Source organism: Bradyrhizobium ontarionense, from assembly GCF_021088345.1.
Classification (GTDB): domain Bacteria; phylum Pseudomonadota; class Alphaproteobacteria; order Rhizobiales; family Xanthobacteraceae; genus Bradyrhizobium; species Bradyrhizobium ontarionense.
On sequence record NZ_CP088156.1, the window covers coordinates 5,657,845 to 5,672,492 of the forward strand.

A 14,648-nucleotide genomic window follows, 5' to 3' on the forward strand; every position below is an offset into this window, starting at 1 on the left:
CATGCCGCGCCGCGGCGTTTTTGCAACCTCGAAGTGTCCGCAGTGAGCCTCCGAGGCCGCGCCGCGCGCCAGGTCACCACGGCCGATCGTGCTCACGCCATCAGGCTGCCGACGAATGATTCGATGCTGGCGAGGACTTCCCGCTGCTCGCCGGCGAAGATCCAGTGATCGGCGCCGTCGAACTCGACGAAGCGCGCCCGCGGGATGTGGCTGGCGAGATGCCGGCCGGCGCCGATGCGGACGGCGCGATCATTGCGACGGTGCAGCACCAGGGTCGGCGCCAATACCCGGCCCAGCAGATGCCGGACGTCCGTATCCCTGAGAGCCTCGATCAGGCCCTTGATGGCGCCCGGACTCGATGCGGCCCGGAGCAGGCCCGCCCACCAGGCTCTCGCCTGGGGATCGCCGGACAGGCTCGGTGCGAAGGTCTCGATGCCGGCAGGTCCACCCCATTCCGCAACCAGCTGCTGCAGCCAGATGTCGTACTGGGCGGCCTGCAGCGTGTGCGGATAATCGGGGGTGGCGCTGCCCTTGGCCAGTGAGGCGAACAGGATCAGTCCGGCGACGCGATCGGGACGATCGGCGGCGAATTTGATGCAGGCCGGGCCGCCTTCGGACGCGCCGAGCAGCACGGCGCGCCGGCTGCCGGCGGCGTCGAGCACCGTCTCGATGTCCCGCGCCGTGGCATCGACGCCGGGGTTGAATCCAACCCTGTCGGACAGCCCGATGCCGCGGCGATCAAACAGAATGAGACGGCCCATCGTCGCGAGCGAGGACAGCAAGGCCCGACAGCGCGGCTCCTCCCAGATCCGTTCGACGTGGGACACGAAGCCGGGCAGCAGCAGAATGTCGACCTGGCTTGCGCCGGCGGTCTGGAATGCGAGATGAACGCCGTCTCCGCTGACATAGCGTGTCGGCGGTGGGTCCTGGCTTCGCGCCGCTGCGCCTTGATTCAGAAGCGCCAGCGTCTCCGCTTCGGGCGCGATGTCGAGATCGTCGCGAAGGCGCTGCGTCAGGGCCTCGAGGTGGCGCTCGGCGGCGGCGCGATCGCCCGCGAGCATCAGATTGCGGATCAGGGCGCGGCCATAGACCTCGCTGAGAGGATCGAGCTCGACGAGGCGGCGAGCGTGGGCGGCCGCCGCCGCGTGGTCGCCGGCAGCACTCCTGTCGTGCACCACGCGCTCGAGCGCCTGGATCGCCCTGCCGCGCAGGGCCTCGCGGCGAAAGAACGCCCACTCGTCGAACTGCGGGCAGTCGCCCGGCGTGAAGCCTTCGAGGAAGTCACCCGGATAGAGGCGGCAGGCCAGTTCGAAATCGCCGCGATCGCAGGCCGTTTCGAACCGTCCGGATTCCACCTGCAGGTCGATCGCCGCCGACCAGCGAATCGTCGTCCGGTCGGTCGTGAGGCTGCCGTCGCCGAGCGTGAGCTGGAGGCGGTGCAACAGCCGCCGCAACCGCGCTCGCGCCACCTCTTCGGAACTGTCCGGCCAGAACATCGTCGCGACCAGTTCGCGCGCGACGGCACCTTTGGCCTCGGCCAGATAGACCAGCAATGCCAGCCCCTTGCGCAGCGACAACCGGCACAATTGATCGTCCCGGCGGATCTCCGGAAAGCCAAATGTCCGTACGCTGAACCGAACCATCGTGACACGACCTGGAATGACGGCGTCCGGGGGGACGCTCAGGGGACGGCCGCCTGCTAGCGATCAGGTCCGATCGCGCTGCGTGCCCTCGGATGATGAATCCGATCTCGCCGGCAGCGCCACCGTCCGCTCAACAGGGAAACAGTCATGTTCGTCCGTCTCCTCATCATGTTCTACGCCATCACGAGCTACGCCGTCTTCCTCGTTTCGTTCATGTGGGCGGTCGGCTTCGTCGGCAATTACAACCAGCTCGCCTCCAAATCGATCGACGTGGGTGACCCGACCAATGTCGTGGAGGCCATCCTGGTCGACCTGCTGCTGCTTGCGCTGTTTGCGATCCAGCACAGCGTCATGGCGCGGCCGGTCTTCAAACGATGGTGGATGCGCATCATTCCGGCGGCCAGCGAGCGCAGCACCTATGTGCTGCTGTCCAGCCTGATCCTGCTGCTGCTGTTCTGGCAGTGGCGACCCATCCCGTCTCCGGTCTGGCAGGTCGAGGGCCTCGCCGCCGGGGTGCTGATCGGCATCCACTGGCTCGGCTGGGCGATCGTTCTCGCCTCGACCTACATGATCGATCATTTCGATCTGTCGGGCCTGCGCCAGGCCTACTTCGCTTGGCGCGGCGCCGAGGCGCCGGCTCAGCCGTTCAAGACGCCGCTGCTGTATCGCCTGGTGCGGCATCCGCTGATGCTCGGTTTCCTGCTGACATTCTGGGCCACGCCGGAGATGACGATCGGCCACCTGCTGTTTGCGACCATGACGACGGCCTACATCCTGGTCGGACTGCAGTTCGAGGAGCGCGATCTGATCGCCCAGTTCGGCGAGACCTACCAGCGTTATCGCCAGCGGGTTCCGATGCTGCTGCCGCGCATGTTCGGACGCCGCGCCTGATTGATCGGATCGTCGGTGCAGGGCAGGCGGTTTTGTCGGCGTCCTGCCCACCGGCGCGCCCACGCAGACGTGAGTTTGTATAGGAAGCGATCGTTTCCTATATCGGTGTTCTCGCTGGATGCCGCGCCCGCGGCGTCGTCTCGCCAACCCGCCTCGTCTATTGGGAGGTTTCCGCCTGCACGACCTGCGAGCGCATCGGGCGACGGAGCCGTCGCTTGCCGGTGGCTCGCCGGGCCTGACGGGGGCCGACCTGGGAGATATCTGCATTGACCACCGTGACATCCGATTCCGCCGACAGCCTGTCGGCCTGGATCACTCTGCTGTTGGCCTTCTCCTGCGGGCTGATCGTCGCCAACATCTATTATGCCCAGCCGCTGATCGGGCCGATCAGCGCCGATCTCGGCCTGCCGCCGCAACTGGCTGGCCTGCTCGTGACCATGAGCCAGGTCGGCTACGGCGCGGGGCTTCTGCTGGTCGTTCCGCTCGGTGATCTCATCGAGAACCGCAAGCTCGTCATCGCGACGGTCATCGTCGGCGCCGTCGCATTGGCCTGCGCGTCGCTGGCGACCAGCCCGTCGACCTTCCTGGTCTCGGCGCTGTTGATCGGCTTTGGCTCGGTCGCGGTGCAGATCCTGATCCCCTATGCCGGACACATGGCGCCGGAGGCGATCCGCGGCCGCACGGTCGGCAACGTCACCACCGGCCTGATGCTCGGCATCATGCTGGCCCGGCCGGTCGCGAGCTTCGTCGCGGCGCACACCTCGTGGCACGTCATTTATGCGGCGTCGGCGCTGGCCATGGTGACGCTGGCCATCGTGCTGCGCCTGACCCTGCCGCCACGCAGGCCGCAGACGCAGTTGAACTATGGCCAGCTGCTCGGCTCCATGGTGCAGCTCTATCGCGACACGCCGGCGCTGCGCCGCCGGGCGCTGTACCAGGCCGCGCTGTTCAGCTGCTTCAGCGTGTTCTGGACCACCACGCCGCTGCTGCTGGCGGGACCCGACTTCCGGATGTCGCAGACCGGCATTGCGCTGTTCGCGCTGGCCGGCGTCGCCGGTGCGATCATGGCGCCGGTGGCGGGCCGCATTGCCGATCGCGGCTGGACGAAGCCGGCCACGGTGGCGGCGATCATGCTGTGCGCCATCGGCTTCGCGCTGACGCTGGCATTTCCGCTCGGGACGAACTGGTCGCTTGCCACGCTGGTGGTCGCGGCGATCGCGATCGATTGCGGCGCGCAGCTCAGCCTCATTCTCGGCTATCGTGTGCTGTTCGTGCTTGGCGCCGGCCACCGCAGCCGGCTCAACGGACTGTACATGACGACGTTCTTCGTCGCGGGTGCAGCCGGCTCGGGCATCGGCGCCTTCGCCTATGCGCATGGCGGCTGGACGCTTGCGGCCGCGCTCGGAATCGCGCTTCCGGTCGCGGCGCTGGCCTATCTGTCGACGGAATAGAGGCGATCAGAACGGGGTGCGCTTGAGTCCGGGCACCAGCGCCGCCAGCCGGTCCTTGATCCAGGGCGCCGGCGGCAGCTTCCCCGTGGGCATCTCGACCGGCGCGGCCGCCTTGCGGCTCACCGCCAGCGTCAAGGTCGCGAGATAATGGTCGCGCTCCTCCTTGATCGCGCAATAGGCGCGGTGATCGGGATCGGCCTCGGTGGCGACGCGATCATTGGCGTTGATGACGAGCCGCTGCTTCGGCCGGCCGGTGTAATCGGGCACGTTGCTGTAGATGAACTCGTTCAGGGCTTCGGGGAAGAAGGTCTGTCCGGTCAGCACCGTCGCCTCGTCGAGGAACACCTTGAAGTGGACGTGCGTCGCGCGCCCCGCATACCAGCCGGGATAGATGGTCCTGAAGCCGGCCCAGCCCGAATTGTCGGCCATTTGCGTGCCGCGCAGGAAGGTCTTGCCGGTCTGGTCGACCTTGTGATCGTCGCTCTGGCCGGGATAGCCGGAGTAGATGCCGCGGGCGTCGCAGTGCCAGATATCGACGCGCGCGCCTGATATCGGCGTGCACGAGCCCGCCTCGATCACGCGCAGCCGCAGGCTCAACGGCACGCCCGGCCGGCCCTCGGCGATGTCGGCGCGCACCAGCTTGGGGTCGAGATAATAGGGGCCGGATTCGGATTGCGGCGTGAGGATGCAGGCGTCGTCGGCGCCTGCAGATGGCGTGACGGCCTCTGACGCCGCGCGGGCCGAGGGTGCGAGCAGAGCGGCGCTCGTGGAGACGAGCCCAAGAAAGCCGCGGCGGGTTGCGTTCGCCAAGAGCGCCTCCGACGAAGGTTGATGCCGCAGTCAAATCACCAGGGCATGGCAACAATCGGACGATGCCGGAAGGTCAGACATGCTGCCGGTTGGTTCAGCGCATATTGCCTGACGACGTTGCAGTCTCCTGGCGAAAATGCAAGCCTGGGTTGATTTCAGGGGCCAATGAATTTCATGTCGGGAGCGCTCCATGCGCGCGAAAATTCCAGCCGCCGCGCTGATTCTGATCGGCTGCATGACGGGCCAGCAGTGCTTTGCCGACCAGCAGTTTGCCGACCAGCAGAAGGTGATCAAGCTCACGCCGGTGGACGTCTCACGCGATTTCGAGGGCAAGGACGGCAAGACCGCCGCCGACATCTCTGGCATTTCCTGCCTGTCGCCGAAGAACGGCAAGCGAACCTGCCTGCTCGTCAATGACCAAAACAGGGAGGCGCAGTTCGCAACCTTCAATGACAGGAAGGACAAGTTCAAGGTTGGCGAGACTATAAAGCTGATCGGCAAGAGGCCTGATCCCGAGACACTTGGACAGCCACCCAAACCTGCCGAAGGAGGCTGTCAAGACGACAGCTTCGATGATCTCGACGGCGAAGGCGTTGCGTATGCCGGTTCCTATTTCTATGTGGTCGGGTCGCATGGCTGCTCGCGCAAGCACGGCGAGTTTCACTTGTCGTCCTTCATCCTCGCGCGGGTCAGCCTGGATTCGAACGACGTCACGACAACCTACCGGGTGTCGGATCTGTTGAAGAAATCCGACAAGGTGGCGCCGTTCTTCGCCAAGAATCTCGACGCGAAAGAGAACGGCTTGAACATCGAGGGCATCGCCGCCATCGACGATACGCTGTGGCTAGGCCTGCGCGCACCGGTGACCGAGGACGGCGATGCTTATCTGGTGTCCGGCAGCATCTCGGAACTCTTCCATGCTGGACATGATCAGTCCGTGAGATCGGTGAATACCGTCGGCATCAAGCTGGACGGCCGCGGCATCCGCGACCTCGCGCCGCTGCCTGACGGACGCATCTTGGTTCTCGCGGGTCCAGCCCAGGACTCGGACTTGTCCTACAAGCTGTACCTCGTCGAGCCGGCGAACAACGCGAAAGCCGACCTCGGCACGCTGGAGGGCCTCAGCCAGAAGGTGAAAGGAAAAATGACGGCGGGCAAGGCCGAGGGGCTCACCGTGCTGGATGTCGCGGACGGCACGGTTCGATTCGTGGTCGTCTTCGACTCGCTACTGAATGGCGCGCCTCACCGTGGCGAGGTGACGTTGCCGAAACGCGAGCCCGGCTGAGCAGTTCGCCCGTCACAGGCTGCTTGCCTGAGCCGAGTGTGTCCGGCGTTGCCGCTCACACCTGCGTCAGCGGCTTCTCGCCATGACGCTCCGACAGCGTGAAGATCTCGCAGCCGTCGGCAGTGACGCCGACCGAATGCTCGAACTGCGCCGATAGCGAGCGGTCGCGCGTCACCGCGGTCCAGCCGTCGGACAGGATCTTCACATGTGGCTTGCCGAGATTGATCATCGGCTCGATCGTGAAGAACATGCCGGGCCTCAACAGCACGCCCTCGCCGGGGCGGCCGACATGGATGATGTTCGGCTCGTCATGGAACAGGCGGCCGAGGCCATGGCCGCAGAAATCGCGTACCACGCTCATGCCCTGCGGCTCGACGAAGCTCTGGATGGCGTGGCCGATGTCGCCGGTGGTGGCGCCGGGCTTCACCGCGGCGATGCCGCGCATCATCGATTCGTAGGTCACCTCGATCAGCCGCTCGGCCTTGCGCGAGATCGGACCGATCGCATACATGCGGCTCGAGTCCCCGTACCAGCCGTCGACGATGAAGGTGACGTCGACATTGATGATGTCGCCCTCCTTCAGCGGCCGGTCGTTCGGCATGCCGTGGCAGACCACGTGGTTGATCGACGTGCAGGTCGAGTAGCGGTAGCCGCGATACATCAGCGTCGCCGGATAGGCGCCATGGCTGAAGGCGAAGTCGCGGACGAAATCGTCGATCCGGGAGGTCGGGACGCCCGGCTTGACGATGTCGGTGAGCGCATCAAGGCATTTCGACACCAGCGCGCCGGCCTTGCGCATGGCGGCAAGGCCGCTCGCGCCATGCAGCTTGATCTGGCCGTTCTTGCGCGCAGCGGTGTCGGTGGCTTCGATGTAGCTCATGGGCCTGTTTCGTTCCCGGAATGGTCGTGGGGTGACCGCCTAATTTAATGATCGTGCCGGCCGGCGCAAGCCGGGTCTGCACGGCCGGTCCGCTAACCGGTCGGAACCTCGACGGTGGTTTCCACCGGGAGTGCGCCGCCGCGAATACGAAGCTCTCGCACCGGATAGGGCACGCGGATGCCCTCGCGCTTGAAGGCCTCCCACAGCGACAGCATGACCTCGCTCTTGACGCTGTCCATGTAGCCGGGGTCGGCGATCCAGCAGGTCAGCGAGAATTTCATGCCGGCCTCGGTGAACTCGGTCAGCAGGCAGTTCGGCGCCTTCGATTTCAGCGTGCGGGGGATTTCGGCCGCGATGTCGGTGGAGAGCTTGCAGACGACCCTGGGATCGGCGTCGTAATTGGTGCCGAAATTGACCTTCACCAGCGTGTTCTTGTCGGTATAGGTCCAGTTGGTGACCTTCTGCGTGACGAGATCCTCGTTCGGGATCAGGAACTCGCGGCCGTCGCCGGCGGCGACCGAGATGTAGCGCGTGTTCATCGCGCTGATGCGTCCCGAACTGTCGCCGATGGTGACGAGATCGCCCGGCTTCACCGATTTGTCGGCGAGCAGAATGATCCCGGCGACGAAATTGGCGACGATGCGCTGCAGGCCGAGACCGATACCGACACCGGCCGCACCGGAGAAGATCGCGAGCGCCGACAGGTTGATGCCGACCGCGCTGATCGCGATCGCGATGCCCAGGATCATCAGGCCCATGCGGACCATCTTGATCAGCAGCACCTGGATCGACGGCGTCAGGTCGGTCGAGCGCGTGATCCGGCTTTCGACGAAATTGCTCGCGACGTTGGTCAGCCACAGCACTGCGAGCAGAAGCACGCCGAGCTTGATGACGAGCAGCGGCGTCAGCCTGAGGCCGCCGAGCACGACCGACACCGAGTCGAGCGCATCGACGACGTTGTCGAGCTGGCCGATGATGCTGAGCGCCGCGACCAGCCAGGCCGAGATCGACACGATCTGCACGATGAAGGTGCTGCGGATCACCGAGGTGATCAGCCGGATCACGAGCCAGGCCAGCGCGAGCTTGAGCGCGATCGCGAGCAGATAGCTGCGGCTCGGCCAGGTCCACAGCACCATCCCGGTGCGCGCGATCCGCATCAGGATCACGAACACCACCGTGGCGACGCTCTCCAGCAGGACCCGCAGCAGCTGCCGCAGCGGGCCGGGCCAGCCCATTGCCAGCGAGGTCAAGTCGATGCGCGCGCGCACCGCGGCGCTTGCCGCAAAGGCAATGCCGGCGCCGCTCAGCACCAGTCCGAGCTGAAGGTAGAACCAGGGCGAGGTGACCTCGGCGCCGATCGAGCGCGCCACGGTCTGCAGGAATTCGAGAACGTCTTTTAAGTCGAGGTCCATCAGCAGGGTCTCGGAGAGGAATGGAGGCGCGGGGGGACCCGACGCGTAGGATTTAGCTCGTTTTCGTGATGCGTGATTGCGATGAAATATACCCCGAACGCGGGCAGGGATGGAAAAATGGGCATATCGCCGCGATATGAGCAAATCCGGTTGGCGCGTAAGTGTGGCGACGATAAGGATGTAAAACTCGGATTCATCAACGTTTTTTCATGACATCCCTCGACGCCGTCAGCATTGCCATCCTCCTCGGCGCGGTCCTGGTCATGGCCGGGATCCTGTCCAGCCTGCTGGCGCTGCGTTTCGGCGCGCCGCTGCTGCTGGTGTTCCTCGTGATCGGCATGCTGGCGGGTGATTCCGGCCCCGGTCATATCGAATTCCAGGACGTCCGTACCACCTATCTGGTCGGCTCGGTCGCCCTGGCGCTGATTCTGTTCGACGGCGGCCTGCGGACGCGTTTCCAGAGCATCCGCACCGTGCTGGCGCCATCGATGGTGCTCGCCACCATCGGCGTGCTGATGACCGCGTTCATCACCGCGCCGGTCGCGAAATATGCCCTGGACCTCGGCTGGACCGAGGCGATGCTGGTCGGCGCCGTGATCGCCTCGACCGATGCGGCGGCCGTGTTCCTGCTGGTGCATGCCCAGGGGCTGCGGCTGCGGCCGCGCGTCGGGGCGACGCTGGAAGCAGAGTCCGGCAGCAACGATCCGTTCGCGGTGTTCCTGACCTTGATGCTGGTCGAGCTGATCTCGGTCGGCCACGGCTCGTTCTCGCATTTCGCGATCGAGCTGCTCCGCGAGGCCGTGCTCGGCACGCTGTTCGGAATCGTCGGCGGGCGGCTGGTGGTGATCGGTCTCAACAAGGTGGCGTTGCCGCAGGGATTGCACGCGCCGTTCGTGGCGACGGCCGCGCTCGTCATCTTCGGCATGGCGCAGATCGCCCACGGCTCCGGATTCCTCGCCGTCTATCTTGCCGGCATCATCATCGGCAACCGGCCGACACGCGCGCACAATTCGGTCGTCACCTTCCTCGATGCCGCGACCTGGCTGGCGCAGATCGTGATGTTCGTGCTGCTCGGCCTTCTGGTGTCGCCGCAGCGGCTGCTCGACAGCATCGTGCCGGCGATCGGGGTGGCGCTGGTGCTGATGCTGGTCGCGCGGCCGGCCGCGGTGTTTCTCTGCCTGATGCCGTTTCGCTTCAATTGGCGGGAGAAGGCCTTCATCGCCTGGACCGGCCTGCGCGGCGCAGTCGCGATCTTCCTGGCCTCGATCCCGATGCTGGTCGGGCTGTCCAAGGCTTATCTCTATTTCGACGTCGCCTTCGTCGTCGTGATCATCTCGCTGTTGGCGCAGGGCTGGACGCTCGGCGTCGCCGCGCGCAAGCTGCACGTGGCGCTGCCGCGCACCGATCGCGGCCCACGCCGCATCGAGCTCGATCTGCCCGGACAGCTCGAGCAGCAGCTGGTCGGCTATGCGATCCGCTCCAAGAGCCTGTATTTTCGCCGGGGCCTGATCCCGTCCTGGTCCAAGCCGACCCTGGTGATCCGCAACCAGCAGATCCTGTCGCCGCCCGAGGCCGAGCCGATCGCGCCGGGCGACTACCTCTATCTGCTGGCGCCGCCGGAAAAGGCCGAGTCGCTCGACCGCTTCTTCGTCGATATGCCGCCGTCGGCCGCGCCCGACCCGCATCTGCTCGGCGACTTCATGGTCTCGGCCGAGCACACGCTCGACGAGGTCGCCGGCATCTATGGCGTCAAGCTTGGCGAGGGCGAGGACAAGCTGACGCTCGCTGATTATTTCGACATCCATCTCGACCACGCGCCGAAGGAAGGCGCCACCATGGCGCTCGACACCATCGTGCTGGTGGCGCGCTCGATCTCCGGCGGTCGCGTCAGTGTGGTCGGTCTGCGGCTGCCCGAGGACGAGGAGGAAGCGCCGGTGCTGACGCGCACCGAGCAGATGAAGCGCAAGCTCGCCGATTTCTGGTCGTCGGTGGCGGGGGTTTGAGCCTCACTCCGCCGGCAGGATCGCGACCGAGATCGCATCCTCTGGCGCGCCGCTGATCTGCAGCACGAAGGGCTGCGATCCCAGTTCGTACTTCACGGTCTTGCGGATGCCGTCGCAATCGGTGGCGCCGCTGAAGGCGATCGGCTTGAGGGTCTTTCCATCCTGCACGACGTCGATCCAGGCCGCGGCCGACAGGCCGACCGTGTAGACGCCCGCCCTCGGGGCCGCCGTAAAGCGCGCGACGCCTGCGAACGTGCCGTCCTTGGGGGCGCGCTCCGGCGCCGTCGGCAGCTTGGCATCAGCCGCCGGGCGCAATCCGAGCACGATCCCGGTGGCGGGAACGGTCGCGACCTCAGCGCCCCACGTGAGGCTCTGGCGGTCGGCGGCAGTCAACGCTGCACGCTCGCGCGCGATGTCCCATTTGAACTTGTCGCAGCCGCTGGGTTCAGCGGCGAGGGCGGCCGTGCTCGCGGCCAGCGTGAGGAGGAGGGCAGTCGCGGCGGGACGGACCAGGATCATGACGGACTCGCAGAGTTGTGCCGCGCAACGCGCGCGGCATTTTGATACCGCAATAGCAAGGGGTGGAGGGACCGTCATCCCGTTCGATCGTCGCGCTGACAGCGCGAGCGGACATCACCCTAACGGGGGCGTCGTGCGATCGCGACTCGCAATCGCGTCGGCCCCCGGCGCGTCAGTTCTTGGCATCCGGGGCGTGCAGCACCACGCGGCAGGCCGGCGGCAGCTGCGCCAGCGTGACCGGCTGCGGCGGCGTCGGCGGCTCCTTCGGTGGCGGCGGGTGCAGCACCGCGTCCGAGAACCAGTAGCCGAGATCGTCCGCACTGCAGCCGTCGCCGCCGGCCTGGTCGGTCTGGCCATGGCAGTCCGGATTTCCGGGCGGGCAGACCATGCGAATGTGGAAGTGATAGTCGTGGCCCCACCAGGGACGTACCTTGGTGAGCCAGCTGCGGTCGCCCTTGGCATCGCGGCACAGCGCCTTCTTGATTGCGGCATTGACGAAGATGCGCTGGACAGACGGTTCCTGCGCTGCCGCGCGGATCACCGCGACGTGGCCTTTCGTGAACACGCGCGGATCGACGTCGAGGCGATCCTGGCGCACCATCATGACCGCCGACATCTCCTCGCGCTCGTTACGCGACAGCCGGTGCTCAGGCATCGGCGTCAGCCAGATGTCGGCATCGAGCCCGATCTGGTGGCTGGCATGTCCGCTCAGCGCCGGGCCGCCGCGCGGCTGGCCGATGTCGCCGACCAGAATGCCCGGCCAGCCGGCGTCCTTGTGGGCTCTGGCAGCCAGGCGCTTGAGCAGCGCGATCATGCCCGGGTGGCCGAAATTGCGGTTCCGTGACAGCCGCATCACCTGCCACGCCTCGCCGTTGATCGGCATGCGGTCGGCGCCGGCGATGCAGCCGCGATTGTAGGTCCCGATCACCTTGGTTGGCTGCGCCGACGGCAACAGCCTGCGGGCGAACAGCTCCTTGGCCGGCGTCGAGGGATCGTCGGGATGGGCCAGCGGCGGCAGCGCCTTCGGCTCGACGCTGCCTTTGTCCTGCGCGTGGACCGGCGCCGCCGCGGCGATGACGGCGGAACTCATGACTGCAATCAGAATCAGGCGGACCTGCATGAGGGCACTTTAGCGGCTGTCCATCGGCATGGAAGGCCGTGTCTCGGCGAGCGAACGCCGGTTCGCAGGGATGGCAATTGAGGGTCTTAAGCGCTCGGTAACCCTGCCGCGGAATTGGTGGAACCGGCCGAACATGGCTCAATTGCCTGATTTTGTTCGGTACATGGACGCCAAGGTCGGACGAGTTACACGGAATGCGCGTCTTTCACAGCGTTCGGGAGCCCGCTCCACTTACCATTGGTTGTGTTGCAGCTTTTGGGTGGCCATCCCTGCCGATATCGATGCGCGTATTACGCGAGTATTTTGCTGTGTTCGCGCAACCGATAGGTGTCTTCTCCCGCATCAAGATACCATTTTTTCAGAAACTTGGCCGAAGACTGCCCGCGAGAAGGAGAGTGAGGCACGCGATGCGGCCCGTTCGGCCAAACAAGCCCAAGAAGCTCAATCGCGCGCCCCGCGCCCGTGATTCGATCTGCCCGGTCAGACCGAGCCCGAGACTGGGCCGCCACCACGCCGGCAAGCTGGTCGTGGCTGACGACGTCGCCCGCACCCGCGCCGAGGCCGAGGCCGCCGTCGCCGAGGCCAAGAAGGCGCATGACCGGCTCATCGAGGCGATCGACATCCTCCCCGAGGGCATCGTGTTCCTCGATTCCGACGGCCGCTACATCCTCTGGAACAAGAAGTACGCCGAGATCTACAACCGCAGCTCGGACCTGTTCAAGCCGGGCGCACGGCTCGGGGACACGATCCGCGTCGGCGTTGCGCGCGGCGACTATCCCGAGGCGGCCGGCCGCGAGGAGGAATGGATCGCCGAGCGGCTCGAGAGGCTGTTTCAGCCGAAAGGACGCCACGAGCAGAGATTGTCGGGCGGCCGCACCATCCTGATCGAGGAACGCCTGACCGGCGATGGCGGCATCGTCGGCCTGCGCGTCGACATCACCGAGCTGAAGCAGCGTGAGGAATCGTTTCGGCTGCTGTTCGACGGCAATCCGGTTCCGATGATTGTCTGCGCCAGGGATGACGGGCGCGTGCTCGGCGTCAACGAGGCCGCAGCCAAGCACTACGGCTACAGCCGCGCCGCGTTCGAGCAGCTCGGCATCCGCAACCTGCAGGCCTATGAGAGCGAGGCGCCCTGGGCCGGCGAGCAGTCCAGCGAGGAGCAGGCGGCGCGCACGTGGAAGCACGTTCGGGCCGACGGCACCCTGATCGATCTCGCGATCTATTCGCGCCACCTCGTCCACAACGATCAGCCGGCGGTGCTGCTGGCGCTGATGGACATCACCGAGCGCAAGCGCGCCGAGGCGCGGCTGGCCTTCCTGGCCCACCACGATGCATTGACCGGCCTGCCGAGTCGCAACCTGCTGCGCCAGCAGATCGACGACAAGCTCGCGCAGATGCGGCGCGGCTCCGAGAAGATGGCGGTGCTCGTGCTCGGTCTCGACAATTTCAAGTCGATCAACGACACGCTGGGGCATGCCGCCGGCGACAGGCTGCTGCGCGGGGTCGGCAAGCGGCTGCGCTCGATCCTGCGCCAGGAGGACATCGTCGCCCGTCTCAACTCGGACGAGTTCGCGATCGTGCAGGGCGGACTGGCGCGGCCGGATGACGCGGCCCAGCTCTGCCGCCGGCTGCTGCAGGCGATCGCCGACCCATACCTGATCGACGGCAGCTCCGTGACGATTGGCGCGACGATCGGGATCGCAATGGCGCCAAATGACGGTGACGACGCCGAGAAACTGCTGAAGAACGCCGACATGGCGCTCTCGCGGGCGAAGAACGAGACCCGCGGCACCTTCAGCTATTTCGAAAACGGGATGGATGCGCGGGCGCAGAGCCGGCGCAGACTCGAGATCGAGCTGCGCGACGCGATCCAGCGCGATGTGCTACGCCCCCATTACCAGCCGCTGATCGACCTCTCGACCGGACGCATCACGGGCTTCGAGGCGCTGGTGCGCTGGCCGCATCCGGAGCGCGGCATGATCCCGCCGTCCGAGTTCATTCCGATCGCCGAGGAGACCGGCCTGATCTCCGCGCTCGGTCGCTCGATGCTGCGCCAGGCCTGCAGCGATGCTGCGAATTGGCCGGACGAGGTGCGTGTCGCGGTGAACATGTCGCCGCTGCAGTTTCGCGTCGGCAACGTGCTGTCGCAGGTGATGGACGTGCTGAAGCAGTCCGGCCTGCCGCCGAGCCGGCTCGAGCTCGAGATCACCGAGACGCTGGTGCTCGAGAAGAGCGGCCAGGTGCTGGCGACCTTGCATGCGCTGCGCGCGCTCGGCGTGCGCATCTCGATGGATGATTTCGGCACCGGCTATTCAAGCCTGAGCTATCTGCGCAGCTTTCCGTTCGACAAGATCAAGATCGACCAGTCCTTCATCCGCGGTCTCGCCGCCAATCGCGAGGCCCAGGCGATCGTCCGCTCGATCGTCAGCCTCGGCAAGGGTCTCGGCGTCACGATCACGGCCGAGGGTGTCGAGACCGAGGCGGAGCTGCGCTGCCTGCGCGCCGAAGGCTGCCATGAAGGGCAGGGCTATCTGTTCAGCCGTCCCAGGCCCAATGTCGAGATCGTCGCGCTCCTGAATGCGCAGTGCGGTGCGGATGCGCTCGATCGAGAAGCGCGGGTCGCCTGACCGGCGG

11 protein-coding genes are annotated in these 14,648 nt (G+C 66.1%); 5 read left to right on the forward strand and 6 right to left on the reverse strand.

Features of this window, described 5'->3' with window-relative positions; all coding sequences use genetic code 11:
* Positions 1-92 precede the first annotated feature (92 nt).
* Complete coding sequence (locus LQG66_RS25010; RefSeq protein ID WP_231318317.1) at positions 93-1,643, reverse strand: bifunctional AfsR/SARP family transcriptional regulator/alpha/beta hydrolase; 1,551 nt, start codon at positions 1,641-1,643, stop codon at positions 93-95.
* A gap of 147 nt (positions 1,644-1,790) precedes the next feature.
* Between LQG66_RS25010 and mddA the strand changes: the two genes are divergently transcribed.
* Both mddA and LQG66_RS25020 read left to right on the forward strand, forming a co-directional pair.
* The gene (gene mddA / locus LQG66_RS25015) at positions 1,791-2,534 is read left to right on the forward strand and encodes a methanethiol S-methyltransferase (RefSeq protein WP_231318318.1); all 744 of its coding nucleotides are present in this window, start codon (positions 1,791-1,793) and stop codon (positions 2,532-2,534) included.
* Positions 2,535-2,800: 266 nt separating this feature from the next.
* Positions 2,801-3,985 (forward strand): MFS transporter, encoded by a 1,185-nt coding sequence (locus tag LQG66_RS25020; RefSeq protein ID WP_231318319.1) that lies wholly within the window; start codon positions 2,801-2,803, stop codon positions 3,983-3,985.
* A 6-nt stretch (positions 3,986-3,991) separates the two neighbouring features.
* Here the strand turns inward: LQG66_RS25020 and LQG66_RS25025 are convergent, their stop codons facing one another.
* Entirely contained in the window at positions 3,992-4,795 is an 804-nt protein-coding gene (locus tag LQG66_RS25025) for an intradiol ring-cleavage dioxygenase (RefSeq protein ID WP_231318320.1), read from the reverse strand.
* Between the two features lie 286 nt (positions 4,796-5,081).
* On the opposite strand from LQG66_RS25025, the gene LQG66_RS25030 reads away from it, so the two are divergent.
* A complete protein-coding gene (locus LQG66_RS25030; RefSeq protein WP_231318321.1) occupies positions 5,082-6,080 on the forward strand; it encodes a DUF3616 domain-containing protein in 999 nt (332 codons plus the stop codon).
* 55 nt (positions 6,081-6,135) lie between these two features.
* Here the strand turns inward: LQG66_RS25030 and map are convergent, their stop codons facing one another.
* Together map and LQG66_RS25040 are read right to left on the reverse strand one after the other, a co-directional pair.
* On the reverse strand, positions 6,136-6,960 hold the full coding sequence (map, locus tag LQG66_RS25035; RefSeq protein ID WP_231318322.1) for a type I methionyl aminopeptidase: 825 nt from the start codon (positions 6,958-6,960) through the stop codon (positions 6,136-6,138).
* A gap of 92 nt (positions 6,961-7,052) precedes the next feature.
* On the reverse strand, positions 7,053-8,372 hold the full coding sequence (locus tag LQG66_RS25040; protein ID WP_231318323.1) for a mechanosensitive ion channel family protein: 1,320 nt from the start codon (positions 8,370-8,372) through the stop codon (positions 7,053-7,055).
* Positions 8,373-8,581: 209 nt separating this feature from the next.
* On the opposite strand from LQG66_RS25040, the gene LQG66_RS25045 reads away from it, so the two are divergent.
* Complete coding sequence (locus tag LQG66_RS25045) at positions 8,582-10,375, forward strand: potassium/proton antiporter (RefSeq protein ID WP_231318324.1); 1,794 nt, start codon at positions 8,582-8,584, stop codon at positions 10,373-10,375.
* Positions 10,376-10,378: 3 nt separating this feature from the next.
* Here LQG66_RS25045 and LQG66_RS25050 read toward each other — a convergent pair whose 3' ends face one another.
* Together LQG66_RS25050 and mepA are read right to left on the reverse strand one after the other, a co-directional pair.
* Positions 10,379-10,894 carry a hypothetical protein gene (locus tag LQG66_RS25050; protein ID WP_231318325.1) on the reverse strand — a complete coding sequence of 172 codons (516 nt, stop codon included), beginning with the start codon at positions 10,892-10,894 and terminating at the stop codon, positions 10,379-10,381.
* Positions 10,895-11,066: 172 nt separating this feature from the next.
* Complete coding sequence (mepA, locus tag LQG66_RS25055; RefSeq protein ID WP_231318326.1) at positions 11,067-12,014, reverse strand: penicillin-insensitive murein endopeptidase; 948 nt, start codon at positions 12,012-12,014, stop codon at positions 11,067-11,069.
* 407 nt (positions 12,015-12,421) lie between these two features.
* Here mepA and LQG66_RS25060 point away from each other — a divergent pair, with 407 nt between their 5' ends.
* Positions 12,422-14,641: a putative bifunctional diguanylate cyclase/phosphodiesterase gene (locus LQG66_RS25060; RefSeq protein ID WP_231327930.1), complete on the forward strand. Its 2,220-nt coding sequence runs from the start codon at positions 12,422-12,424 to the stop codon at positions 14,639-14,641.
* The last annotated feature ends 7 nt before the right edge of the window (positions 14,642-14,648 follow it).

Excerpts from the sequence above, each read along its gene's own strand:
- LQG66_RS25060 (WP_231327930.1), top strand. The coding sequence starts at position 12,422 with ATGCGGCCCGTTCGGCCAAACAAGCCCAAGAAGCTCAATCGCGCGCCC.
- mepA (WP_231318326.1), bottom strand. The coding sequence starts at position 12,014 with ATGCAGGTCCGCCTGATTCTGATTGCAGTCATGAGTTCCGCCGTCATC.
- map (WP_231318322.1), bottom strand. The coding sequence starts at position 6,960 with ATGAGCTACATCGAAGCCACCGACACCGCTGCGCGCAAGAACGGCCAG.
- LQG66_RS25045 (WP_231318324.1), top strand. The coding sequence starts at position 8,582 with ATGACATCCCTCGACGCCGTCAGCATTGCCATCCTCCTCGGCGCGGTC.
- LQG66_RS25040 (WP_231318323.1), bottom strand. The coding sequence starts at position 8,372 with ATGGACCTCGACTTAAAAGACGTTCTCGAATTCCTGCAGACCGTGGCG.
- LQG66_RS25010 (WP_231318317.1), bottom strand. The coding sequence starts at position 1,643 with ATGGTTCGGTTCAGCGTACGGACATTTGGCTTTCCGGAGATCCGCCGG.
- LQG66_RS25050 (WP_231318325.1), bottom strand. The coding sequence starts at position 10,894 with ATGATCCTGGTCCGTCCCGCCGCGACTGCCCTCCTCCTCACGCTGGCC.
- mddA (WP_231318318.1), top strand. The coding sequence starts at position 1,791 with ATGTTCGTCCGTCTCCTCATCATGTTCTACGCCATCACGAGCTACGCC.